The organism is Faecalibacterium sp. IP-1-18, assembly GCF_023347355.1.
Classification (GTDB): Bacteria; Bacillota; Clostridia; order Oscillospirales; family Ruminococcaceae; genus Faecalibacterium; species Faecalibacterium prausnitzii.
Genome location: NZ_CP094472.1, coordinates 51,687 through 76,405, shown reverse-complemented (window position 1 = coordinate 76,405; position 24,719 = coordinate 51,687). Strand labels below are relative to the sequence as shown.

Below are 24,719 nucleotides of genomic sequence, written 5' to 3'. Positions count from 1 at the left end.
GCCTTGACACTTCCTGCAAAGGATGCTAGACTGGTATACAAGTAAGAGCGCACTCCGGCACGGCCGGATACGACGCGCTTTGCAAAGCAGCACGGCTGCAATTTGCGCCGTGTAGAATACGATTTTTTACAGGAGGACTTTATTATGGCACAGTGCACTCCCAAATCTTTTGACCTGACCGGCAAGGTGGCGCTGATCACCGGCGCATCCTACGGCATCGGCATGGCAATTGCAAAGGCTATGGCAGCCAACGGCGCTACCATCGTGTTCAATGATATCAAGCAGGAGCTGGTGGACAAGGGTCTGGCTTCCTATGCAGAGGCAGGCATCAAGGCTCACGGCTACGTCTGCGACGTCACCGACGAGGATGCCGTCAATGCAATGGTGGCAAAGATCACCGAGGAAGTCGGCCACATCAACATTCTGGTCAACAACGCCGGTATCATCAAGCGTATCCCCATGACCGAGATGAGCGCTGCCCAGTTCCGTCAGGTCATTGATGTTGACCTGAACGCTCCCTTCATCGTGGCAAAGGCCATCATCCCTGATATGATTGCACAGGGCGGCGGCAAGATCATCAACATCTGCTCCATGATGAGCGAACTGGGCCGTGAGACCGTTTCTGCTTATGCAGCAGCAAAGGGCGGCCTGAAGATGCTGACCAAGAACATCGCTTCCGAGTACGGCGCTTACAATATCCAGTGCAACGGCATCGGACCCGGCTACATCGCTACCCCGCAGACCGCACCGCTGCGCGAGATCCAGCCCGACGGCAGCCGTCACCCCTTCGACCAGTTCATCGTTGCCAAGACCCCCGCAGGCCGCTGGGGCGAGGCCGAGGATCTGGGCGGACCCGCTGTGTTCCTGGCATCTGAGGCTTCTGACTTTGTCAACGGCCTGATCCTGTATGTGGACGGCGGCATTCTGGCCTACATCGGCAAGCAGCCCCAGTAAACGCTGAGGGCACTCCGCAGTTCTGAACCCGGGGACTGCCGCACAGCGTTGTGTGGCAGTCCCCCTTTTGTTTGTACGGGAAAGGATGTTATGCTATAATGGAAAAAGCACATCAGGATATCCCTTGGGTGCCCCATGCCGAAATTTCCCCGGAACCCTGCGGCCCCGGGGTGCAGCGCCGCGTGCTGGCGTATAACAAGGACGCCATGTGCGTGGAAAACACCTTTGAGACCGGCGGCGTGGGTGCCATGCACTGCCACCCCCACACCCAGATCACCTATATCGTCTCCGGGCGGTACCGCTTTACCATCGGGGACGAGACCCGGGAGGTAGGCCCCGGCGACACCCTGCTCAAGCAGAACGGCGTGATGCACGGCTGTGTCTGTCTGGAGGGCGGCGTGATGCTGGATTTCTTTACCCCCATGCGGGAGGACTTTGTATAATCCCTGCGCACCGCAGGGAAAAATAAGAAGGAGAACCATTGTTATGAAGATCGCACTTATCAACGAGAACAGTCAGGCCGCCAAGAACGGCATCATCGAAGCCGCCCTGAAAAAGGTGGTGGAGCCCATGGGCCACGAGGTGGTCAACTACGGGATGTACGCCGCCGACGATGCTGCACAGCTGACCTATGTGCAGTGCGGCATTCTGGCTGCTATCCTGCTGAACAGCGGCGCTGCGGACTACGTTGTTACCGGCTGCGGCACCGGCGAGGGCGCTATGCTGGCACTGAACAGCTTCCCCGGTGTTATCTGCGGCCATGTGGAGGACCCCGTGGATGCCTACACCTTTGCCCACGTCAACGACGGCAACGCCGTTGCCATGCCCTTTGCCAAGGGCTTCGGCTGGGGCGGCGAGCTGAACCTTGAGTACTGCTTCGAGAAACTGTTCGGCTTCGGCCACGGTCAGGGCTACCCCAAGGAGCGCGTTGTGCCTGAGCAGCGCAACAAGAAGATTCTGGACGGCGTGCGCGCTGCCACCTTCAAGCCCCTCATCGAGTGCCTGAAGAGCATTGATCAGGAGCTGCTGAAGGGCGCTGTGGCGGGTGCCAAGTTCTCTGAGCTGTTCTTCGCCTCCTGCAAGGACGAGGAGCTGGCCGCTTACGTCAAGACCCTGCTGTAAGCTGCGGAGGAGATCATGCAAGGACTGACCCTGTTCAACCTGAACCTTACCCACCTGCTGGATGCTTTTCTGGAAACTGCAGTGCCCATGATCGCCGGTCTTGCCGAGGTGGTGGGTCTGTTCATCATCATCACCAGTCTGGCCAAGGCTACCTTCTACTATGTCCGCGCCACCTTCTTCAACGACCACCGGGACTTCCACCATGAAATGAGCAGCGGTCTGACCACCGCGCTGGAATTTTTGATGTCGGCAGAGATCGCCAAGACTTTTTTGCTGCAAAATCTGGAGTCGGTGGTGCCGCTGGCGGCTACCTTTGCGCTGCGCGCTTTGATGAGTATGCTGCTGCACTGGGAGATGGAGGGCGGCCACCGCCCGGCCAACGCCAAGGAAAAGGACAAGTCCGGCTCCCCGAAGGACGGCAAAAACGGCTGACAGGCAAAAGATTTGCCAAACTTTAGCAGGGCAGAGTTTCACCGTGTTGTGAAAAACGTAAAACCTTGAGATGAATACTTGACAGGTTTGCACAAAGAGACTATACTCGTGCCATCGAAAGCAAAGGCGCTGACGGAAGCAATTCCGCCAGCGCCTTTTGTGTTTTCGGGGATACTGCCGCACGGAGAGAATAGAGGGCTCCCTGTGCAAAAAACGACCGTAGGAGGTAGGAAAGTATGTTTAGCTCCGTCAACACCTGCTGGACGCTCGTAGGAGCGTTTCTAGTGTACTTCATGCAGGCCGGATTCGCCCTGTGCGAAGCCGGCTTCACCCGGGCAAAGAATACCGGCAACATCCTGATGAAAAACATGATGGATTTCTGCATCGGCACGCCCTGCTACTGGCTCATCGGCTTCGGCCTGATGTTCGGCGGCACCGGCGCACTGATCGGCGGTTTCGATCCCTTCATTCAGGGCGATTACAGCCACTTGGGTCTGGATATCCCCCTGTGGGTGTACATCGTGTTCCAGACCGTGTTCTGCGCCACGGCAGCCACTATCGTCTCCGGCTCCATGGCCGAACGCACCAACTTCAAGGCCTACTGCGTGTACTCCGCCGCCATCTCGCTGGTGGTGTACCCCATCTGCGGCCACTGGATGTGGGGCGGCGGCTGGCTGCAGAGCATGGGTTTCCACGATTTTGCAGGTTCCGCAGCCGTGCATAACGTGGGCGGCGTCATCGCTCTGCTGGGCGCTTGGATGCTTGGCCCCCGTATTGGCAAGTACGATAAGGACGGCAACCCCCACGCCATCCCCGGCCACAACCTGACCGCCGGTGCTCTGGGCGTGTTCATCCTGTGGTTCTGCTGGTTCGGCTTCAACGGCGGCTCTTCCCTGAGCCTGTCCACCGATGCCACCATGACCCTGACCGGTCTGGTCTGCTTCAACACCAACCTTGCCGCAGCCGTTGCTACCTGCGTGACCATGATCTTCACTTGGCTGCGCTACGGTAAGCCGGATGTCTCCATGACCCTGAACGGTTCTCTGGCTGGCCTTGTGGCTATTACCGCAGGCTGCGATACCGTCTCCCCCTTCGGCGCTTTCTTCATCGGCTTTGTGGCCGGTATCCTTGTGGTGCTGAGCGTGGAATTCTTCGATAAGATCGCCAAGGTGGACGACCCCGTAGGTGCTGTTTCCGTCCACTTTGCAAACGGCGTCTGGGGCACCATTGCGGTGGGTCTGTTCTCCACCGGCTCCAACACCGCCCATGCCGGTCTGTTCTACGGCGGCGGTCTGGCACAGCTGGGCACTCAGCTGCTGGGTCTGGTCTGCGTGGATGCCTACGTTGTGATCGTGATGTTCATCATCTTTAAGCTCATTGACAAGACCCTTGGCCTGCGTGTGCCCGCCGAGGTGGAGATCGACGGTCTGGACATCCACGAGCACGGTCTGGCTTCCGCTTATGCAGGCTTTGCCATCTCGGATGCTAACTCCGCTGCCATGACCCCCAACGAGAACACCGATCTGGGTGAGGATGACGTCACCAAGGCGACCGCAAAGCAGATGGATGCTGCCGTGCCGGTGGTGCGTGAGCCTGTGATCCACGATGGCGTCTACGACACCGGTATGCATAAGGTGTCCATCATTGCAAAGCTGGCAAAGTTCGATCAGCTCAAGACTGCCCTGAATGATCTGGGCGTCACCGGTATGACCGTGACGCAGGTCATGGGCTGCGGCATCCAGAAGGGTACGCCGGAAAAGTACCGCGGCGTGCCGGTGGATACCACCCTGCTGCCCAAGATCAAGGTGGAAGTCATCGTCTCCCGCATCAGCGTGGACGCTGTGGTGGAAGCTGCCAAGAAGGCATTGTACACCGGCCACATTGGTGACGGCAAGATCTTTGTCTACAACGTGACCCGCGTGGTCAAGATCCGCACCGGCGAGGAAGATTACGCCGCTCTGCAGGATGTGGAGTAACGCTCCACTAAATTCTCCGCTGTTCCCGCTGCGGCGGCAGTCCGGCTGCTCCGACACAGTCCCCGCCGCCCGGCGTGACAGATAGATCGTTCTCCTTTTTCCTTTTCCTTTTTTTGTTCGATTCAACCGTAAGTCGAAAGCCCCGCTCCTGCGCACAAGGGAGCGGGGCTTTTGCTGTGAAAAAAAGTGCCCCGGAAACGCCTGTCTGCGTTTCCGGGGCACTTATCATTTATACCTTACAGGCTGCGGGTGCGGATCTCGGTGGTGACCTTGGCGATGAAGTCCTCAAGGCTCATCTCGGCGGTCTCGCCCTTGCGGTCGCGCACGGAGATGTTGCCGGCCTCGGCTTCCTTGGCGCCCAGCACCAGCATATAGGGCACGCGGTCCACCTGCTGTGCGGCACGGATCTTGTAGCCGATCTTCTGGTTGTCGTCGTCCAGCACAACGCGGATACCGGCGTCAGACAGCTTCTCGGTCACGTCCTGTGCGTACTCCAGCGTCTTTTCGGACACGGGCAGCACCTTGACCTGCGTGGGAGCCAGCCAGGTGGGGAACTTGCCCTTGGTCTCCTCGATCAGGTAGGCCATGAAGCGGTCCAGAGAGCCCAGAATTGCGCGGTGCAGCACCACAGGGGTCTTTTCGGAGCCGTCCTTGTCCACATAGGTCAGGTGGAACTTTGCGGGCAGGCAGAAGTCCAGCTGGCAGGTGGACAGGGTGTACTCGGCACCCACGGCGGGCTTCACGTTCACGTCCAGCTTCGGGCCGTAGAAGGCAGCCTCGCCGATCTCCTCGGTGAAGTGGATGCCCAGCTCGGTCAGCACTTCGCGCAGGGCCTGCTCTGCATGGTTCCACATGGCATCGTCATCGTGGTACTTCTTCTTGTCGGCGGGGTCGCGCAGGCTCAGCACGCAGCGGTAATCGGTAATGTTGAAGTCCTTATACACCTCAAAGATCAGGTTGCACACGTCAGCCACTTCGCTCTTGATCTGCTCCGGGGTGCAGAACAGGTGGGCGTCGTTCTGGCAGAAGTGACGGCCGCGCTCGATGCCCTTCAGGGTGCCGGAGGACTCGTAACGGAAGTCGTGGGCGATCTCACCGATGCGCATGGGCAGATCACGGTAGGAGTGGGGACGATTTGCGTAGATCATCATGTGGTGGGGGCAGTTCATCGGGCGCAGAACATAGCTCTCGCCCTCCATCTCCATGGCGGGGAACATGTTCTCACGGTAGTGATCCCAGTGACCGGAGGTCTTATACAGGTTCACAGTGCCGATGCAGGGAGTCATAACGTGCAGGTAGCCGCGTGCACGCTCCTTCTCCTTGATATAGTTCTCCAGCTCCTGCCAGACGGTGTAGCCTGCGGGCAGGAACATGGGCAGGCCGCGGCCCACCAGATCATCGGTCATGAACAGGCCCATCTCCTTGCCGATCTTGCGGTGATCGCGCTCGCGGGCCTCCTGCTGCTCCTTCTCCCAAGCATCCAGCTCTTCCTGATTGTGGAAAGCCACGCCGTTGATACGGGTCAGCATCTTGTTTTCCTTGTCGTTCTTCCAGTATGCGCCGGACTGCTGGGTGATCTTGAAGGCCTTCAGTGCCTTGGTGTAGGTCAGGTGGGGTCCGATGCACATATCCACGTACTCGCCCTGCTGGAAGAAGCTGAACTCGGTCTCATCGGCCAGATCAGCCATGTGCTCGATCTTGTAGTGCTCCTGACGCTCCTCCATCAGCTTCACGGCCTCGGCGCGGGGCAGGATGAAGGGCTTGATGGGCAGGTTCTCCTTGACGATCTTGCGCATCTCCTTTTCGATGTTGGCCAGATCCTCGTCGCTCAGCTTCTGGTCGCCCAGATCGACGTCGTAGTAGAAGCCGTTCTCGGTGGCAGGGCCGAAGGCAAAATCAGCCTGCGGATACAGGCGCTTGATGGCCTGTGCCATAACGTGAGCAGCGGTGTGACGGATAACGTGCAGCTCCTGATCCTGCGGGCACTCGTCCACATGACCGTCCTTGTAGATGATCTTCATAGTAGATTCTCCTTTGACAATGTGGTGTTGAACAAAAATAAAAAGCGCTTCACCCCGTAAAACTCACGGGATGAAGCGCCGATCAAATGTCTGCGTTCCACGGTTCCACCCGAATTGCGCGCCCCTAAGCGGGGAAACGCGCCCCTCGCAGTGCTGTAACGGGCACGCCCGGCAGAGGTTCGCCTCTGCACTCTGCGGTGGTAGAAGCCGGGGTCATGGCAGGCTGCTTGCAGCACCCGGAAACCCGGGGCAGCCCTCTCTGCGGCATGAAAAGCGGGGCTTCAGTTTGTCCGCATCAATGTTTTGGACAGGATGAAACTACGCTGATTGTAGCACGCCAGAGCAAAAAAATCAAGAGATAACGGCAGAAATATACTTTTTTATGCACCCTGCTTCTCCACGCTGCGCACAGCCAGCGCCTTAGCGGGCTTCATCAGCAGCACGCAGACACCGTTAAAGAGCACAGAGCCCACGATGAAGGTGATAAAGAACTGCGGCAGATGGGCGGTCAGGGCGGGGATATCAATGCAGGCCACGGTCAGGTAGGCAAAGCCCACGTTGTTCAGCACCTTGGGTGCGTAGGGGTGCAGGATGATGAGGATGAACAGCACCACGGCCAGCGGCAGGATAAAGCCGAGGAAATCGCCCAGAACAGGGGTCAGGGCACTGATGGACAGCAGCGCCGCCACAGTGAGCACCAGACCCACAAGGCCGCCCAGCTCCACAGTGACAAGGCGATCCTTCACATCGCCCTCCAGCGTGAACATCATGATGTTGCTCAGGAAGATCAGCCAGCTGTACTCCATGCCGGTCAGGTGGATGATGGCGTTTGCAATCAGGATCCAGACCAGCAGCATCAGGCGGAAGTAAAGCAGGAAACGCTTGGTTACGGCCTCGTTCATAGGGGTGTCCTCTCTTTCTCGTCTGTATTGGCAAGTGTTTGTTTTCAAATATACGGGCATTTTGGCAAGCAATACTTGCTTCTAACGTGATAAGTATACAATACTTTCCAGTAAAAGACAATAGTTTGGCAAGTAAAAGTTGCATTATATGTAAATTCGGTATGGCAGGGGAGCCGGGGATGCAGACCGAAGGGGCACTTCCCTGAGAGGGTTCTGTTCCTCGTCAAAACCGCAAAACTGTATTTTATACAAGTACAGTTTTCAGGGCAGTTTTGCAAAAGCTTACAAAAAACGCCGGTTTTGGCTGTAAAATGCCTGAAAACACTTTCTCTTTTTTGCCGTATATGCTATAATGACAACTGTTCTCGCACAAGAAACAGGAAAATGTACGCGATAGGCGTACAGTGTAAGAGGAGTGTTACGATATGAAAACCTTGAAAGCGGTTGTAGCAAAATACAACCAGACCAGCCTGATCCTGCGCATCCTGATCGGCCTGGCAGTCGGTTCGGTGCTGGCGCTTGTTGCGCCGGGCGCAGGTTGGGTCGGCGAGCTGGGCAGCCTGTTCGTCGGTGCGCTGAAGGGCATTGCCCCGGTGCTGGTGTTCGTCATTGTGGCAAGCGCACTGGCACAGGGCTCGTCCAAGCTGGACCGCCGCTTTGGCACCGTGATCTGGCTGTATATGCTCACCACCTTTCTGGCGGCAGCCATTGCGGTCATCACCAGCTTTATGTTCCCGGTCAAGGTGGTACTGGCCGATGCGGCACAGTCCGATGTGATCCCGCAGGGCTTGGGTGAGGTGCTGAGCACCCTGCTGACCAACTTTGTGGCCAACCCCGTCAGCGCCCTGATGAACGGCAACTACATCGGCATCCTGTTCTGGGCCTGTATGTTCGGCATTGCCATGAAGAAGATCGGCGCAGAGAGCACCAAGGTCTTTCTGGCCAACACCGCCGATGCCGTTTCTCAGATCGTGCGCTGGATCATCAATCTGGCCCCCTTCGGCATCATGGGTCTGGTGTACACCAACGTTTCCGGCAACGGTCTGGCCATCTTTACCCAGTACGGCAAACTGCTGGCGCTGCTGGTGGGCACCATGCTGTTCATGGCGCTGATCGTTTCCCCCTTTATCATGTTCGTTTACCTGCGCCGCAACCCGTACCCGCTGGTATTCCGCTGCCTAAAGGAATCCGGCCTGACCGCTTTCTTCACCCGCAGCTCTGCCGCCAACATCCCTGTGAATATGTCCCTGTGTGAAAAGCTGGGTCTGGACAAGGATATGTACTCCGTGTCCATCCCGCTGGGCGCTACCATCAACATGGACGGTGCCGCCATCACCATTACCATCATGACGCTGGCAGCGGCTAACACCTTGGGCATTCAGGTGTCTTTGCCCGCCGCCATCGTGCTGAGCGCCATGAGCGCTTTGGGCGCCTGCGGCGCTTCCGGCGTGGCTGGCGGCTCCCTGCTGCTGATCCCCATGGCCTGCTCGCTGTTTGGCATCTCCAACGACATCGCCATGCAGATGGTAGGCGTGGGCTTTATCATCGGCGTGGTGCAGGACTCGGTAGAGACCGCTCTGAACTCTGCCGGTGACGTGGAATTTGCCGCCACCGCCGAGTATCACCAGTGGCTCAAGGAAGGCAAGCCCCTGCCGGCTTTCCTGAAGGGCTGATCGTATCCCAGCACAAACAAAGCAGCCGCTGCACTTTCTCGTGCAGCGGCTGCTTTGTTTGTTGTAATGAAATTCACCCAAACAGCACCACGGCGTAGCTTACGCCGTCCTTTACCACATAGGCAACGCCCAGTTTGGTCTTGCCCTTTGCGGCTTTGGTCATGGCTTCGGGGTAAGTGCCGTCCTTCGGCAGAACAAAGGTGATGGAATCGTCCTTCGACGACCACTCGGCGGTTTTGATATCGAAGCCCGGAACAAAATCGTTCAGACCAAAAGTCCCCATGCTCAGGTTTTCAAACGCGGCGGCATAGTTTTCCTCTTTCAAAAATGCTCGTGCCTCATTATTTGCATTACCGACGCGGTAAAGTTCGGTCTTATTAGCATTGGTCGAGCAGGACACCGAGGTGCCGGCGACCCAGTTCGCAATGCTGTAAGCTTTTTCGCTCAGGTCCTCGTTGTAAGTCATTTCCACGTTGTATATCATTTTGAATTTATCGCACAGCGCCTTTGCGCTTTCGGCGTTCGAGCGCTTGGGGCTCATCGGTGCGCCTACGCTGGCATCGCAGGCGGTGAACACGGTCAGTGCCATCAAGCCGACCAGCAGGCAGGCCAGTAATTTCTTCCAGTTTTTCATAGAACGATGCTCCTTTCCGTTCCGGGGTCGTTGCGGGTCTGCGTCCGCACGGACGCAGTTCTTTTTGCTTTCTTCTGCATCCATGATACCTTTTTTTAACAGGAATTGCAATCGTTTTGGCGCAAAAAAACAGGCTGCCGTGCAAAAAACACGGCAGCCTGCGGAAAAAGCTTTATTTTGCGTACTCCACAGCGCGGCTCTCGCGGATAACGTTGACCTTGATCTGGCCGGGGTAATCCAGCGTATCCTCGATCTTTTTGGCGATAGCGCGTGCCAGCAGGATGACCTGATCGTCGCTGATGACGTCGGGCTTGACCAGAATGCGCACCTCGCGGCCTGCCTGTACGGCAAAGGCCTGCTCCACGCCCTCGAAGCTGGAGGAGATCTCCTCCAGATTTTCCAGACGCTTGACGTAGCTTTCCACGTTCTCGCGGCGGGCACCCGGGCGGGCGGCGCTGATGGCGTCGGCAGCCTGAATGATGAAGGCCAGCGGGGTCTTGGGCTCCACATCGCCGTGGTGTGCCTCAATGGCGTGGATGATCTGGGTGTTCTCCTTGTACTTGCGGCAGATGTCCACGCCGATCTGGACGTGGCTGCCCTCGATCTCGTGATCCAGTGCCTTGCCGATATCATGCAGCAGACCGGCGCGGCGTGCCATGGTAACGTTCACGCCCATCTCGCCTGCCAGCAGACCGGCCACCCAAGCCACTTCCATGCTGTGGGTCAGGGCGTTCTGGCCAAAGCTGGTGCGGTACTTCAGCCGGCCGATCAGCTTGATCAGGTCGGGGTGCAGGCCGTGGATGCCCAGCTCCATCACTGCACGCTCGCCCTCGCGCTTCATCTGCAGTTCCAGATCGTGGCGGCACTTTTCCACCGTCTCCTCGATGCGGGCGGGGTGGATACGGCCATCGCCGATCAGGCGCTCCAGCGTCATGCGAGCCACCTCGCGGCGGGTCTGGTCGAAGGAGGACAGGGTAATGGCCTCCGGGGTATCGTCGATGATCAGATCCACGCCGGTAGCGGTCTCCAGTGCGCGGATGTTGCGGCCCTCGCGGCCGATGATGCGGCCCTTCATCTCATCGCTGGGCAGCGGCACCACACTGACGGTGGTCTCGCTGCAATGGTCGGCAGCGCAGCGGCTGACGGCCTGTCCGATGAGGTTGCGGGCGATGTTATCGCAGTTTTCCTTCAGGTCGGTCTCGTAGGCGGCAACGCGCACGGCCTTTTCGTGGGTCAGCTCCTCGTCCACCTTGTGCAGCAGCACTTCGCGGGCGTCCTCCTGGCTCAAACCGGCCAGCGTTTCCAGACGCTCCATCTCCTTGGCGCGCAGAGCGTCGATCTCTGCCAGACGCTCCTCGGCCTCGGCAGCGCGCTTTTTCAGCTCTTCTTCCTTCTTTTCCAGCGCTTCGGTCTTGCGGTCCAGCGCTGTCTCCTTCTGGTCGATGCGGTTCTCCTGACGGCTGATCTCCGCACGGCGCTGCTTGATCTCCTTGTCGGCCTCTGCCTTCTGGGCATCGACCTCGGCTTTCAGACGGAAAGCCTCGTCCTTTGCTTCCAGAACCGCTTCCTTGCGCTTCTGGTCGGCGGTCTTGATCGCCTCGTTCACCAGCCGGGTAGCCTCGGCCTCGGCGCTGCCGATCTGGGCTTCGGCGGTCTTTTTACGGTTGTTGTAACCAATAAAATAGCCCGCAGCCACACCGACAACAGCAACGATCAAGGCCACGATCACTCCGATCGCGGTCATTGCGTTCACTCTCCTTTGTTTCAATTCAATGCAAAATTAAAAGCAGGAGACGCTGCGCAGCAGGACACGGGCAATGATATAGAAAGAGCTTTCAATGCAAAAAGTGACACCAAAACCATACGCACCACCCAAAACCGGCGGCACGGGCAAAAGCATACGGCTTTTCTCTTTACGGTTCCATTTTATATCAAACAGGCACGCTTTGCCTGAAACGGGTACAGGGTCACACTGAAACCTGCGTACAGCGTCTTTGATTCCATACTACTAAATATAGTACGAAACATTTGCCCGCTTGTCAAGAGGAAAACCCTGCCCGCGGAACATTTTGTGCAGAAAAACAAAAATAAGATGGCTGCGGCAGGCACCCCCTCAGTCATCGCTGCGCGATGCCAGCTTCCCCGAGGGGGGAGCTGGCACGCCGTCAGACGTGACTGAGAGGGTTCTCTCCCCAAACCAAAAAGGCTGCCCCGGAGAACGGAGCAGCCCTTCTGGTTTATGATGAAAAGAAGAAAATGAAGGAGAATAGCTTATTATTTGGCGGCTTTTTCGCCCTCCGGGAAGATAATCTTATTCACAAAGAAGAAGATGACCATGGAGATGCCGCCGTTGAGCACGGTGGTGCCGATGTTATAGATGAAGTCCGGTACCAGCAGCCCTGCCACCGCCACCCAGATGCAGTTGATGGAGTTGACGATGCAGGTGATGACGCAGAAGGCCAGCACATACCAGCCGATCTGCTTTGCCAGATTGCCCTTGCTGCGGAACACAAAATTGCGCTGGATGGGGAAGTTGATGCACTCGCCGATGACCATGGCGATCATGTAAGCGCAGAAGTAGGGCAGACCGCCGTGGGCGGCATCGTAGCCGAGGATGTTCCACTTGAAGGTCTCGCCAAACAGGGTGATGTCGATGCCCGGCCAGCCGAAATCCACCACCGGCAGGCTTGCAAAGGCCTTGGGCAGAAATTGCAGCAGCAGGTACTTGAACACCGTGATGAGGTTGGACACGATGACGAACAAACCGCCCTCGCGCACCCACTTGGCAGCGGCGGGGTGCTTTGCCGCGAAGTTATTCCAGAAATTCATAGCCTGCTTCCTTTCAGCTGTTTTTCAAGCGCTCTTCCATGCGGCTGTTCAGCACGAGGTTCTTCACAGCCTCAAAAATCACCCGCACAAGACCGATGATCCAGAAGCCCTGCAGCTCCATCACGATGCCGTCCACCATGCCCATGCTGATAGCGCCGTTGGTCATTTTGGCCAGCGCCCGCAGAGGCATATTGTACTGGAACAGGATGTTCAGGTCGGGCTTGCCCTTTTTGATGCTGCGGCGCAGCAGGGTGCCCAGCACGGCAGCCGCCAGCCAGCCGATGGGGCTGCGTCCGTGCCCCATCTCGCCCAGCGTCATGTTGCGGTCGATGTGCACCTTGTTCTCCGGGATGGGACGGCCCAGCAGCGCCTCAAATTCCGCGTCCGGCACATTCTGCACCTGTGCGGTGCGGTAATGTGCAAGGTCTTTGCCTGCGTAGGGGTCGGGTGCGCCGGTGCCCGCCACCGTGACAGCGGCAGTCAAGCGGATATCGGCGCTGGAAGCGCCCACCAGCAGCTGATAGCTGCCGCCCTCCACCTCCCAGCGGTCGGTGGCAACGTTCCAGTAGCGGAACGCCTTATCGTCCAGCGGGATGGTGACGGTCTTGCTCTCTCCGGCTTCCAGCTGCACCTTGGTAAAGCCCTTCAGCTCCTTGGCGGGGCGGAAAACTTTTGCATCCGGCTTTGCCACATACAGCTGCACCACCTCGGCACCTGCACAGCTGCCGGTGTTGGTGACAGTCAGGGTCACGCCGGTTTCGTCTGCTTTCAGGTCACTGTACGCAAAGCTGGTATAGCTCAGGCCGTAGCCGAAGGGGAAGGCGGTGGGCACACCGGCGGTGTCGTAGTAGCGGTAGCCCACATACAGACCCTCGCGGTACTCCACAGTGGGGCCGTCGCCGCCGAAATGATCCTTTGCGGGAGTGTCGGCGTAGCTGCGCGCCCAAGTCTCAGCCAGCTTACCGCAGGGGTTCTGCGCGCCGGTGAGCACCTCGACCAGTGCGCCCGCACCGGCCTGACCGCCCAGACAGCCGTAGACCAGCGCCTTGCAGTCCTTGACCCAATCGCTTTCCAGCGAGGAGCCTGCACTCAGCAGCACCACCACGTTGGGGTTTGCCGCCGCCACAGCCGCCAGCAGCTCCAGCTGGTTCTCTGCCAGCTTCATGTCGGCGCGGTCGATGCCCTCGCTCTCCTTGATCTCGTCCAGACCCATGCACAGCAGCACCACATCGGCGTTCTTTGCCAGCAGCACCGCCTCGGCCTTCAGCGCCTCGTCGGGCTTGCCCTGCCGGTCAAAGCCCTTGGCGTAGCCGACGCTGTTCAGGCCGCTTTCGGCAAGGCAGTCCAAGAAGGAATCCACCTTGATGGAGTTGACGGCGCTGGAGCCTGCACCCTGATAGCGAGGCGTCTGGGCAAAGTCGCCGATGACCGCCACCTTCTCCCCCTTTGCAAGGGGCAGCAGGCTGTTTTCGTTCTTCAGCAGCACGATGCTCTGGGCAGCAGCCCGGCGTGCCAATGCGTGGTGGGCGTCGGCATCGAACTTGCCGGGTGCGGCGTCCACCGCCGCCTTGGTGGTGAACACCAGTTCCAGCAGTTCCTCCAGCCGGGCGTCCACGTCCGCTTCGGTGATCTTGCCGGTCTGCACTGCCTTCATCAGCTCCCGGATGGCGTCCCCGCCGGGGGCGGGCATTTCCAGCGTAGAGCCGTTCTTTACGCCGAGGGCGTGGTCGTTGCTGCCGCCCCAGTCGGTGACCACTGCACCGTCAAAGCCCCAGTCCCTGCGCAGGATGTCCATGAGCAGGTGGGCGTTCTCGTTGGCGTAGGTGCCGTTGACAAGGTTATAGGCGGACATGATGGTCTTGGGCTGCGCCTCTTTGACCACCATCTCGAAGCCGGTCAGGTAGATCTCCCGCAGGGTGCGCTCGTCCACGATGGAATCCGACGCCATACGGCGCAGCTCCTGACTGTTCACGGCAAAGTGCTTGGGGCAGGCGGCAATGCCGTTTTTCTGGATGCCGCGGACGTAGGCCGCCGCCATCTTACCGGCAAGGTAGGGGTCCTCCGAGAAATACTCGAAGTTGCGGCCGCACAGGGGGCTGCGCTTGATGTTCAGGCCGGGGCCCAGCAGCACCGACACGCCCTGTGCCGCTGCCTCTTCGCCCATGGCTGCGCCCACAGCCTCGCCAAGCTCCGGGTCCCAGCTGTTGGCAACGGTGGCCGAGGTGGGGAAGCAGGTGGCGGGCACACTGGGGTTCAGGCCCAGATGGTCAGCAGCGCCCGCCTGCTTGCGCACGCCGTTGGGGCCGTCCGACAGGGTAATGGCCGGGATGCCCTTGCCCGGCAGCGCCCGGGTGGTGAACACCGTGCCGCCGCTCAGCAGGGCGCATTTTTGTTCCAGGCTCAGGCTGTTGATGATATCTGTGTGTTTCATGGCATTTTCCTCTTTGCCTTTTCAAATCCAGAAAAGGCCCGCTGTTTTTACGCAGCGGGCCTTTGGTCTGGTTTCAGTTCAGGTGCTGCAAACGTTCAGAGCGTCTTGCCCTAGATCAGGCGTTGACTTCCTCTTCCTTGCGCTTTTTGTAGCCCTTGAGGGTCTTGACTTCCAGCGTCACGAACAGCAGAGCCACCAGAACATCGGCACCGATCAGGACGATCTGCCACTTTGCCATACCGGGGTTCAGGTTCTCCTCTGCGTATGCACGGCTGTTGACCACGGTGTAGAGGATGTTCTTTGCGGACTCGCGCAGGGCCTGCTTGCTGCTGTTGGTCAGCACGGTCACGGTGTTGAAGTCGTTGCCGGTGGTGCAGAGCATCAGGTCGTTGCCGTTGCGGACGCACTGGTCAGCAGTCATGTAGCCGGAGACGCCGAAGTAGTCTGTCTCGACGAAGCCCACGAAGCCCCACTCGCCGCGCAGGACGTTCTTCAGCAGCTCCTTGCAGCCGCCAGTCCAGCGGGTGCCGATGTAGTTGAAGGAAGACATGACCGCGTGGCAGTCTGCATCCTTGACGGAGATCTCGAAGGGCTTGAGGTAGATCTCGCGGATGGCCTGCTCGTTGGACCAAGTGCAGAGCATACCGCAGCGGTTGGTCTCCTGATCGTTCAGAGCAAAGTGCTTCATGAAGGCGTAGACGCCCTGCTCCTGAGAGCCCATGATGGCATTGGCAGCCATTGCGCCGGACAGCACGCCGTCCTCAGAGTAGTACTCGAAGTTACGGCCTGCGAAAGCGGAGCGGTGGATGTTCATAGCCGGTGCGTACCAGCCGGAAACGTCCATGTCGTCCGCCATCTTGCCGATGGAGGTGCCGAAGTCGTGTGCCAGATCGGTGTTCCAGGTAGCTGCGATCATCACAGCGGAGGGGAAGCCGATGGAGCCCTGCTGGGTGAAGTTGTTGTTGATGGAGGCGGGGCCGTCGCAGTCGATGGCCTGAACCTTACCAATAGAGGAAACGGCAACGGACTGGTAGCCGCCCAGAGCGATCAGGCTGTCCATATCGGATACGGTCAGCTGATCGAGGAAGGTATCCCACTGGGCGTCGTTGTAATCCACGCCCACCATGTCCTTCAGCTTCAGGCCGTTCTTGGCACCGGTGGTGGGAGCCACATCGTCGGCGTTGTTGAAGTCCTCGGGGTTCCAGTTGGAGTTGTTGTAGAAGGTTGCCTTAGCCTCTGCCGGCAGTTCAAAGTCTGCGGGAGCAGCGGTAGCCTCGGCGTAGTTCGCAAAGCCGTCGGCGCGGGACAGGTAGGTCACATTGCCCTCGGCAAAGTCGAACTTGTTGTCGGCGACCTCCACATCGCTCTCACGCTTGTTGGAAGCGTCGTAGACGATGTCGGAAGCCACGTTGTAGACCTTGGAGTCCAGAACGGTGTGGGAATCGGCGTTGATGCTGATGACGTAATCGCCCTTTTCCAGCACATAGCAGCCCTTGCCGTAGGTATCGTAGGAGGCCATATCCTCGGCCTTGAAGGTAACGGTGACGTTCTCGGAAGCACCGGGAGCCAGCTCGGAAGTCTTTGCAAAGCCGATCAGGTTTGCAGAAGCCTTCTCGATGCCGCCGTTGGTGTACGGAGGATTATAGTAGACCTCCACGACTTCCTTACCGGAGGCAGAACCGGTGTTGGTGACGGTGACATCCACAGTGATGGTGCCGTCAGCCTCGGTAACGCTGTTCAGGGTCTGGGTGAAGGTGGTGTAGCTCAGGCCACGGCCGAAGGGATACACCACAGTCTTGTCGTAGTCGATGAGGCCCTCTGCGGCAGCAGTCTCGTAGAACTTGTAGCCCACATAGATGCCCTCAACATAGTTGACAAAGGCGGGGATGGTATCAGCACCAAAGGAACTGGCCTTGAACTCGTCCATGTTGGTGTAGGTGAAGTTGCCAAAGTTGTTCGCGGTGGGGGTCTGGGTCAGGTCGTACACAAAGGTATCAATGGTACGGCCGGAGGGGTTCACATCACCGCAGAGGATGGAGCCCAGTGCGTTGAAGCCGCTCTGACCGGTGCCTGCGCACCAGACAACGCTCTTGATCTGGCTGTAATCCTTGACCCAGCCCAGCTCCATGGCGTTGGCGCCGTTGTAGACCACAACGACCTTATCAAAGTTCTTGCAGACCAGATCGATCATGTCCTTCTCGGTCTTGGACAGCTGCAGGTAGTGGTCGCCGGGCTCAAAGTCGTTGTAGCTGTGGCCTGCGTCGTAGGTGACCTGAGACACATCGGTGGGCAGGTCAGCACCTTCGCCGCCCACGCGGGTGATGACGACCATGGCGGTATCAGAGAAAGCCTTGGCGTTGTTCATCATCTCGTCGGTGTACTGTGCAGCCTCCGGCTCCGGCAGGGTCCAGTCCTGAGAGAACATGCCCACCTCCGGGCGGTCTGCACGGTAGGAGGTGTAGAAGTCGCTCAGCTCGGTGTTCAGCTCAAAGCCGGCATTCTTCAGGCCCTCCAGCAGGGTGACGGTGGGATAAGCATCGGACAGTGCACCGGAACCAGTGCCGCCGTAGCAGGGGTTGGTGGAAGCCCAGCCAAAGACGTTCAGCTTGCTGTTCTTGGCCATGGGCAGGGTGCCGTCGTTATCCAGCAGAACAATGCCCTCATCGGCAATGTTCTCGCACAGCTGGGTAGCGGATGCCACGTTCTCCTCGCTGACCTTGCCGCCGCCGGTGGCAAGGGTGACCATGGAGTACATGGGGCCGGTCAGGATCAGGTTCACGGTGATAGCCAGCGCCAGCACCATGCCCAGACCCGCCTGCCAGCGGATCAGATACTTTTTGGACTTGCTCTGCTTACGGCAGGCGATCATGACTGCGATCAGCAGAACTGCTACGACACCAAAGCCGATCAACTGCGATTTGATCGAGTTGAGAACCTTGATGACGTCATCCATATTGATGGACAACATAGTTTTCTCCTCCTTGTTTTGTCGAATCGGACAACGGCAGGGGACACCCCTGCCAGCTTGATTTTATGATACCAGAACTTGACGGAGAATTTTCAGTTTGTTCACAATCTGTCGTTTTGGGTACACAATTTGCAAAAGTTACAATAAGGTTTCAAATTTTATTGTGCTAATACACAAATATCACCGCATTGCATTTGTGCACCTTGCTAAATACAAAAAACGGCAGGGGATGCCTGCCGTAAAAATATTATTGCTTTTGGGGCAGCGGAAATAAGATCCGCAGGGTGCACCAGTTGTTTTCCCAGTGCATCGTCATGCTGCCGCCGTGCTGCCCGACGGTGGTGCGGACGCTTTTCAGGTCCGACCCCTGCTTTGGCAGACCGTCCGCATCCAGTGCCGGGGCGGCCTCTGTATAATGCTCGAACCGCAGCATGGCAAAGCCGCCCTGACTGTACACCGCCACCTTGATGAGCCGCTTTTCGGGGTCCGGCTCGGCGCGCACGGCGGCAATGGCGTTGTCCAGCGCCACGCCCACGATGGTGCACAGCTCCCGGATGGTGAGAAAGCCCAGCATCCTGCCGTCCGCCACGCTGGTGATGGTGATATTCTCCTGCTGGCATTCCATGGTCTTGGCGGTGAGCAGGGTATCCAGCACCGGGTTGCCGGTCTTGTTCTCGGCCTCGTACTGGCGGATATTCTGCTCCATGGCGGCAATGGCAGCGTTCTGCTTGGTCTGGTCCTGCTCCTCCCGGATGCGGGCAAGCTGGACTTTCAGCTCATGGTACCGCCGGTTGATGAGGTTGATGCCCTCCTTGCTGCGCTTGTACTGCTCGTACTGGCGGTGCAGTACCTCGTCCATGGCGGCAAGCTCGCTGTGCAAAGCGTTCTCCTGCAGCTGCTCGTGCTGCACAGATAAGATCAGCACGCCGGAAAAATCCACCAGAGTGCGGATGGAAAAAATGCTCATGTTGATCTCGCTGCCGGGCAGAAAGCCCAGATTGCTTACCGCAAAGGCAGTCAGCGCCAGCATGACCGCCGTCAGGGCGGCGCTGCCGCCGATCTGTAAGTGCCCGGCGGGCTGGGGACGGCGGTGCTGCAGATAGCACATGATGCCGAACAGCGTCCCATACACCAGTGCCAGCAACAGCAAAGAAAGCGGCTCCCATGGGCCGCGGGCGGGCCAGAGGGCGCAGTGCAGCTGCCACTCCACGCTGGCGGCAAGCTCTGCCAGAATAAACGCCCGTGCGCAGTGATACCCGGCTTCCAGCAGAGTGATGTTCCACATGCCCCATAGATATAGGTAGGAAAACCCGATGGCCGCTGCCATGCAGGGGATCCAGAGCCCGCCGGGCACATCGCCCGTCAGCCCCAGAAAGGCCGACAGCACCGCCGCCCACAGCAGGGTGACACCCCCGGTGACCGCTCTGGAAAAGCGGGGCGCAAGCGCCGGGGTGAACAGCAGCACCGCAAGACACTCGGCAAGGGCGGTGTACAGCCGGGGGATATCCGGCAGCGCGGTCATGAGCCTTCACCTCCGATGTAATCGGTCAGTGCGGCAAGAAAAGCCTTACGCTTGGGGCGGCTGACCTGCAGCTCGCAGGGGCCCACCTGCACGGTGCTCTGCCGCAGCTCCCGCACCTGTGCCAGATTGACAAGATAGCCGCTGTTGCAGCGGGCAAAGGGGCAGTCTGCCAGCTTTTCCTCAAAGGCCTTGAGGGTGCCGGGGGCGGAAAAATCGCCCTCATCGGTATAAAAATGCACCCGGTGCCCCTCGCTTTCCAGATAATAGATGCTTGCGGTGTCCAGCCGGCGCAGCCCGCCCTCCACCGGCACGGTCAGGTAGTGCTTTGCCCGCTTTTCCAGCCGGGCAACCGCCTTGAGCAGCTGCTGCGAAAAGGCAAAGTAGGGCACCGGCTTCAGCACATAGTCCAGCGCTCCCACCGAGTAGCCCCGGATGGCGTACTGCGCCATATTGGTGATGAAGATCAGGATGACGTCTGCATCCATCTGCCGGATGCGCTCGGCCGTGGTCATGCCGTCCAGATGCTTCATCTCCACATCCAGAAAAATAATGTCGTAGACCGCGCGGTAATCCTCCAGAATATCCACGCCGTCCGCAAAGACCGTCACTTCAAACTCTGTCCCGTACTGCCGGGTATACCGCCGGACATACTCCTGCAATACCCCCTGTACCTCCGCGTCGTCCTCTACGATCGCCACCCGGATCATGACCGCACCTCCCTTACCACACCTTTGTGGAACTGTTACGGCTCTATTATAGCGCAATCCCGTCCGGTTTGCCAAGGGGCACTCCGCAACAAAGGGCAGGGCAGCCCACAGCTGACCACCGTGGACGTCAACCCCTACCAGCTGGGCATGGAGGCTGCCAGCCAGACCATCAACCACATCGAGAACCCGAACCTTCTGGCCACAAAGATCATCGTGCCGCACAAGCTCATCCCCCGGGAGAGCTGCTGCCCGCCGGAGGAGCAGCGCTAGGAAGTGCTTTTTCAGCAAGACAGTGTCCGCTTCCGGGAGCTGCCGCGCAGCGCTTGCTATCCTGCCCCCAGAGTAGACAGCGTAAAAAACGCTGCATCCTCCGGGGGTATTTTTATGCCCAAAAAGGCACAAAAGAATGCCCGCCCACCTGTGGAAAACCACGGTGGGCGGGCATTTTATGGTTTATCGTTTGCGCGCTGCAAAAGCGTTCAGAGGGCGGTGGGCTGGGGTACCAGCCGGAAGAGCATTACGGGCAGCTCGCTGTTTGCAAAATCCAGCGTAAGGATGATCGTTCCGCGCTCTGTTTCAAAAGGCATCTCCGTCTGTGTGCCGTCCGGGGCAATGCGCACAAGCGTTTTGCCTTCCAGCAATCCGGCGGGCAGCGCGAGCCTTACCCGACCGGTGGGCTGCGTCAGGCTGCCTGCGGTTTCAAAGGCCACACTCAGGTATTCCCCGTTCGTCCGTGCGGTCACATCCTCCGCAGAAAGACTGCCGCTGTTAGCCCACGCCGTTGCCGCTTCGATCATTTCCAGCTGCGCGGCGTTTTCTGCCTGCCCGCACACGGGGCAGAAGGTCAGCGTTTCGCCTTCCGCAGTGCGGAAAGTAAACTTCCGGCAATCCGTGCTGCCAGTGTGCGCGCAGCCCTGCCGCAGACAACTGGCGCTCTGAGAGCCGGTTCCGTTCGGGGACCATGCACCGAACTGGTGCCCCAGCTGATCGGTCGGGTCTGCGGTGTAGCTGTCTTTGCAGCGGCTGCAGGTAAAAACAGTATAGCCGTCTGCTTCACAGGTGGGGGCTACGGTAACAGCCTGATAATCATGGTTCAGCGCGGGCAGTTCTGTATAGGTGGTATGGTCGCAGCGGGAACAGGTTTCGTAAGCATTCCAGCCGATTTCCGTACAGGTAGGGGCTTTTGCTGCGTATTGCTTCAAATCATGATTCAGCGCGGGCAGCTCTTTGCGGGTGGTATAGTTGCAGCCGAAGCGGGAGCAGGCTTCGTAAGCATCCCAGCCGATTTCCGTACAGGTAGGGGCTTTTGCTGCGTGCTGCTCCAGAGCATGATTCAGCGCGGGCAGCTCTTTGCGGGTGGTATAGTCGCAGCGGGAGCAGGTTTCGTAAGCATCCCAGCCGGGTTCCGTACAGGTAGGGGCTTTTGCTGCGTGCTGCTCCAAATCATGGTTCAGTGCGGGCAGCTCCTGATAGGTGGTGGTATAGTTACAACGGGAGCAGGCTTCGTAAGCGTTCCAGCCGATTTCCGTACAGCTGGGGGCTTTTGCATCGTGATGCACCAAATCGTGATTATTTGGGTCTTTTTCGCCGTATTCCGCGCCGCATTTTTCGCAGGTTTTGCCTTTGGTGCAGGTGGGCGTTTCGGTACCGCCGGTATGTACCTTTAAATACGAAACATTGCCATCGTTGTGGCAGTTCTGGCATTCAGTTACATAAACCCTATGACTGTTCGAATCATATTTTCTGTATCCGAGGATCTCACGTGTCTCCGTACTCCCACAGTTTTTGCAGCGCACCGTGGTTGTTTCTGCCGCCGCTTTTAACACGATCCCCGGTATCAGGCACACCATTGCCAGCACCGTCAAACACCGGATCAGCCATTTTTTCATGTTACTCCCTCCTTGTCATCAAACCTTGTTATCCTTTCAGATCAAACTGCACGGACAGCGATGCAAGCACGGCATCTACCACCTTCCGCGCCTGGGCAAGCATATCGATCTCCGCCACAAAAGCGATGACCTGCTCGCGCTCCTGCGCGGGGACCTGCAGCGCACTCAGACTCATACTCAGATAGCGCCGTATTTTGCGCTCCAGTGTAAAGTAGGGGTCGCACCGCCGTGCCATGTAGCCGCGCATCATGCCAGCCGTGCCCAGCTCCATCTCGTAGAAATCGCACTCGGCGCACCCGGGCAGGTACGCGCTGAACGCCGCCTGCAGCTCGGCCGTGGTGCTGCGGTGGATGATCTCCGCCGTGGCGGGGAAGGTGTACGCTTCCACATAGATATCCCGCAGATTCTCGCTCAGCTCGGTCACCGCCAGCTGCAAAGCCGTCTCCACCGCGTAGAGGTACACCGGCGAGGGGGCGTTTGCCGCCAGCGGCCTTACCGCGCCGAACTGCCTGCTGAACATCATGCCGATCAGCTCGGTCAGCACACCGTCCTTGGTGCGGAAAATATTCTGGAACGACCCGGCGGAAACATCTGCTTCCTTTAAAATTTCTGCCACCTTGGTGTTCGTGTAGCCTTTTTCCAGAAAAAGCCGGACACAGGCGGTCAGGATCCGCCGTTTTGCTTCTTTGCTGTCGTATCTGCGCGCCATTGGAAATCATCCTTTTCTATAATTGGTCTCTGACCCAATTATATATTGATTTGAAAATTGTGTCAAGTAAACTTTTAAGGCCGTATTTTGGGCAGTTTGACGAGGGAGAGCTTTCTGCGGGTGCGCATCCGGGCAAAACAAAGCGCAATGGACATTGCTGTTATCCGCTGCCGCAGCCAGACAGTTCGCGGCAGCAAAAAAGAGGCCACCGATCGGGGTGACCTCTTTTCAGCGTATTTTCAGCGTAAATCCCGCAGCAGGCGAACCCACCATCTCCATGACGGCTCTTTTGGAGTTGCTCTTTGCGTAAGATTGCAAGATAAATCTTATTTCTGACAGAAAGAGCCGGACCCGTGCAACGAGTCCGGCCCTTTCTGTGCTTTGGTTGGATCTTAAGCAAAGTTATGGTAAATGAAGAAGTTGGCTTTGGGAGTTTACAGCAGGCTCAGTGCTTCCTCGTCTGCCACAAGGATGCAGTCCGGATGCAGCTGCAGGATGCTGCCGGGGCAGGCAGGGGTCACAGGGCCGGTCACGGCGTCCTTGACGGCCTGTGCCTTGGCTTTACCGTTGGCTACCACCAGCACCTTGCGTGCCTGCATGATGGTCTTGATGCCCATGGTGTATGCCTGTTTGGGGACAAGGGCCTCGTTGCCGTCAAAGAAGCGCTTGTTGGCTTCGATGGTGGTGGGAGCAAGGTCGATGCAGTGGGTCTCCAGCTCAAAGGCTTCGCCCGGCTCATTGAAGCCGATATGACCATTGGGGCCGATGCCCAGCAGCTGCAGGTCGATGCCGCCCAGCTTGTGGATGATACCGTTGTAACGGGCACACTCAGCGGCGGTGTCCAGATTGGTGCCGTCCGGCAGGTTGGTCTTGGCCGGGTCGATATTCACCTTGCTGAACAGGTTCTCATTCATGAAATACCAGTAGCTCTGGGGATGCTCCTTGGGCAGGCCGCGGTACTCGTCCAGATTGACAGTAGTGACCTCGGAGAAATCCAAATCGCCTTTGTTGTACCAGTCCACCAGTTGGGCATAAGTGCCCACCGGGGTGCCGCCGGTGGCAAGACCCAGTACACAGTCCGGCTTCATGATGACCTGTGCGGAGATGATGTTGGCCGCTTTGCGGGACATATCCTGATAATCTTTTGCGCGGATGATCTTCATAATAACGCTCCTTTTATAGTACCGTTACGCCTGCGTTCCGGCAGGCCTGTAAAAATTCTACGGGCAGCTTTCCGTCCGAGATCACAATATCAATATCGGACAGCTCGCAGATGTGGAATGTACTTTTCAGTCCGATCTTGGAGGAATCCAGCAGCACGGCTTTCTGCTCACAGTCACAGCGGCGGAGCACGGTCTGCTTGAGCCGTGCTTCATCCTCCACGCCGCAGGTAAAACCGGTTTCCGGGCTGTAACTGGTCACGCCCAGCAGCAGCAGATCAAAGTTGATGCCCTCCATCGTCTGGATGCTCTGTGCACCGCAGACGCTCAGGCTGAACCGGTTCAGTCTGCCGCCCGGCAGGGATACATTGGGCTTTTCCAGCTTTGCCAGCTCCATGGCGCAGCTCAGGCCGCTGGTGTAGATGAGCATGGGCTGATCCGGGATGCACCGGGCCACTGCTGTGGCGGTGCTGCCGGAATCCAGAAACAGGGTGGTGTTGGGGCGCAGCAGAGCAGCGGCTTTTTCGGCAATGATCTGCTTTGCTTCGGCATTGCGGGCGGCACGGCGGCTCAGCAGGTCGTCTGTGCCTACCACCTGCTCCACCGACTTGACACCGCCATGCACCCGCACCACACGGCGGGCTTCATCCAGTGCTTTCAGGTCGGTGCGCAGGGTCATTTCCGAAACGGAAGGGAAAGCTTCCTTGAGCTGGGCAAAGCTAATGCTGCCTTTGCGGTTCACCAGCTCCACGATTTGATTGCGGCGTTGTTCCATGGGGGATTCCTCCTG

20 protein-coding genes are annotated in these 24,719 nt (G+C 58.4%); 7 read left to right on the top strand and 13 right to left on the bottom strand.

Features of this window, described 5'->3' with window-relative positions; genetic code table 11:
* Positions 1-144: 144 nt before the first annotated feature.
* The 5 genes from MTP43_RS00305 to MTP43_RS00285 all read left to right on the top strand — a co-directional run bounded on the left by MTP43_RS00305 (position 145) and on the right by MTP43_RS00285 (position 4,484).
* A complete protein-coding gene (locus MTP43_RS00305) occupies positions 145-954 on the top strand; it encodes a gluconate 5-dehydrogenase (RefSeq protein WP_006735344.1) in 810 nt (269 codons plus the stop codon).
* Between the two features lie 98 nt (positions 955-1,052).
* On the top strand, positions 1,053-1,397 hold the full coding sequence (locus MTP43_RS00300; RefSeq protein ID WP_249234963.1) for a cupin domain-containing protein: 345 nt from the start codon (positions 1,053-1,055) through the stop codon (positions 1,395-1,397).
* A 43-nt stretch (positions 1,398-1,440) separates the two neighbouring features.
* Positions 1,441-2,076: an RpiB/LacA/LacB family sugar-phosphate isomerase gene (locus MTP43_RS00295; protein WP_015537141.1), complete on the top strand. Its 636-nt coding sequence runs from the start codon at positions 1,441-1,443 to the stop codon at positions 2,074-2,076.
* Positions 2,077-2,091: 15 nt separating this feature from the next.
* A complete protein-coding gene (locus MTP43_RS00290) occupies positions 2,092-2,508 on the top strand; it encodes a DUF1622 domain-containing protein (RefSeq protein ID WP_015537140.1) in 417 nt (138 codons plus the stop codon).
* A 236-nt stretch (positions 2,509-2,744) separates the two neighbouring features.
* Positions 2,745-4,484 carry an ammonium transporter gene (locus MTP43_RS00285; protein ID WP_249234962.1) on the top strand — a complete coding sequence of 580 codons (1,740 nt, stop codon included), beginning with the start codon at positions 2,745-2,747 and terminating at the stop codon, positions 4,482-4,484.
* Between the two features lie 236 nt (positions 4,485-4,720).
* On the opposite strand, the gene thrS is transcribed toward MTP43_RS00285, so the two are convergent.
* Positions 4,721-6,505: a threonine--tRNA ligase gene (gene thrS / locus MTP43_RS00280; RefSeq protein ID WP_249234961.1), complete on the bottom strand. Its 1,785-nt coding sequence runs from the start codon at positions 6,503-6,505 to the stop codon at positions 4,721-4,723.
* 380 nt (positions 6,506-6,885) lie between these two features.
* A complete protein-coding gene (locus tag MTP43_RS00275; protein WP_249234960.1) occupies positions 6,886-7,407 on the bottom strand; it encodes a hypothetical protein in 522 nt (173 codons plus the stop codon).
* Between the two features lie 434 nt (positions 7,408-7,841).
* Here MTP43_RS00275 and sstT point away from each other — a divergent pair, with 434 nt between their 5' ends.
* Positions 7,842-9,080 carry a serine/threonine transporter SstT gene (sstT, locus tag MTP43_RS00270; RefSeq protein ID WP_207657493.1) on the top strand — a complete coding sequence of 413 codons (1,239 nt, stop codon included), beginning with the start codon at positions 7,842-7,844 and terminating at the stop codon, positions 9,078-9,080.
* Positions 9,081-9,153: 73 nt separating this feature from the next.
* Here the strand turns inward: sstT and MTP43_RS00265 are convergent, their stop codons facing one another.
* The 7 genes from MTP43_RS00265 to MTP43_RS00235 form a co-directional block, all read right to left on the bottom strand.
* Positions 9,154-9,714, bottom strand: a complete 561-nt coding sequence (locus MTP43_RS00265) for a hypothetical protein (RefSeq protein WP_249234959.1) — start codon at positions 9,712-9,714, stop codon at positions 9,154-9,156.
* A 172-nt stretch (positions 9,715-9,886) separates the two neighbouring features.
* On the bottom strand, positions 9,887-11,458 hold the full coding sequence (gene rny / locus MTP43_RS00260; RefSeq protein WP_006735328.1) for a ribonuclease Y: 1,572 nt from the start codon (positions 11,456-11,458) through the stop codon (positions 9,887-9,889).
* Between the two features lie 530 nt (positions 11,459-11,988).
* The gene (locus MTP43_RS00255; protein WP_006735322.1) at positions 11,989-12,543 is read right to left on the bottom strand and encodes a GtrA family protein; all 555 of its coding nucleotides are present in this window, start codon (positions 12,541-12,543) and stop codon (positions 11,989-11,991) included.
* Between the two features lie 13 nt (positions 12,544-12,556).
* Positions 12,557-14,974 (bottom strand): glycoside hydrolase family 3 C-terminal domain-containing protein, encoded by a 2,418-nt coding sequence (locus MTP43_RS00250; protein ID WP_117527617.1) that lies wholly within the window; start codon positions 14,972-14,974, stop codon positions 12,557-12,559.
* A gap of 115 nt (positions 14,975-15,089) precedes the next feature.
* A complete protein-coding gene (locus MTP43_RS00245; RefSeq protein WP_113620623.1) occupies positions 15,090-17,942 on the bottom strand; it encodes a glycoside hydrolase family 3 N-terminal domain-containing protein in 2,853 nt (950 codons plus the stop codon).
* A 247-nt stretch (positions 17,943-18,189) separates the two neighbouring features.
* A complete protein-coding gene (locus tag MTP43_RS00240) occupies positions 18,190-19,464 on the bottom strand; it encodes a GHKL domain-containing protein (RefSeq protein WP_113620622.1) in 1,275 nt (424 codons plus the stop codon).
* A complete protein-coding gene (locus tag MTP43_RS00235; protein ID WP_113620621.1) occupies positions 19,461-20,171 on the bottom strand; it encodes a LytR/AlgR family response regulator transcription factor in 711 nt (236 codons plus the stop codon). Before MTP43_RS00235 ends, MTP43_RS00240 begins: the two co-directional genes overlap by 4 nt.
* A gap of 120 nt (positions 20,172-20,291) precedes the next feature.
* Between MTP43_RS00235 and MTP43_RS00230 the strand changes: the two genes are divergently transcribed.
* Complete coding sequence (locus MTP43_RS00230) at positions 20,292-20,441, top strand: hypothetical protein (RefSeq protein WP_337926933.1); 150 nt, start codon at positions 20,292-20,294, stop codon at positions 20,439-20,441.
* A 209-nt stretch (positions 20,442-20,650) separates the two neighbouring features.
* On the opposite strand, the gene MTP43_RS00225 is transcribed toward MTP43_RS00230, so the two are convergent.
* The 4 genes from MTP43_RS00225 to MTP43_RS00210 form a co-directional block, all read right to left on the bottom strand.
* A complete protein-coding gene (locus MTP43_RS00225; protein WP_249234958.1) occupies positions 20,651-22,060 on the bottom strand; it encodes a hypothetical protein in 1,410 nt (469 codons plus the stop codon).
* Between the two features lie 28 nt (positions 22,061-22,088).
* Entirely contained in the window at positions 22,089-22,769 is a 681-nt protein-coding gene (locus MTP43_RS00220) for a TetR/AcrR family transcriptional regulator (RefSeq protein WP_015537131.1), read from the bottom strand.
* A gap of 434 nt (positions 22,770-23,203) precedes the next feature.
* Positions 23,204-23,932, bottom strand: coding sequence for a glucosamine-6-phosphate deaminase (gene nagB, locus MTP43_RS00215; RefSeq protein ID WP_006735306.1), 729 nt, complete (start codon positions 23,930-23,932; stop codon positions 23,204-23,206).
* A gap of 13 nt (positions 23,933-23,945) precedes the next feature.
* Complete coding sequence (locus tag MTP43_RS00210) at positions 23,946-24,704, bottom strand: DeoR/GlpR family DNA-binding transcription regulator (protein ID WP_015537129.1); 759 nt, start codon at positions 24,702-24,704, stop codon at positions 23,946-23,948.
* Between the last annotated feature and the right edge of the window lie 15 nt (positions 24,705-24,719).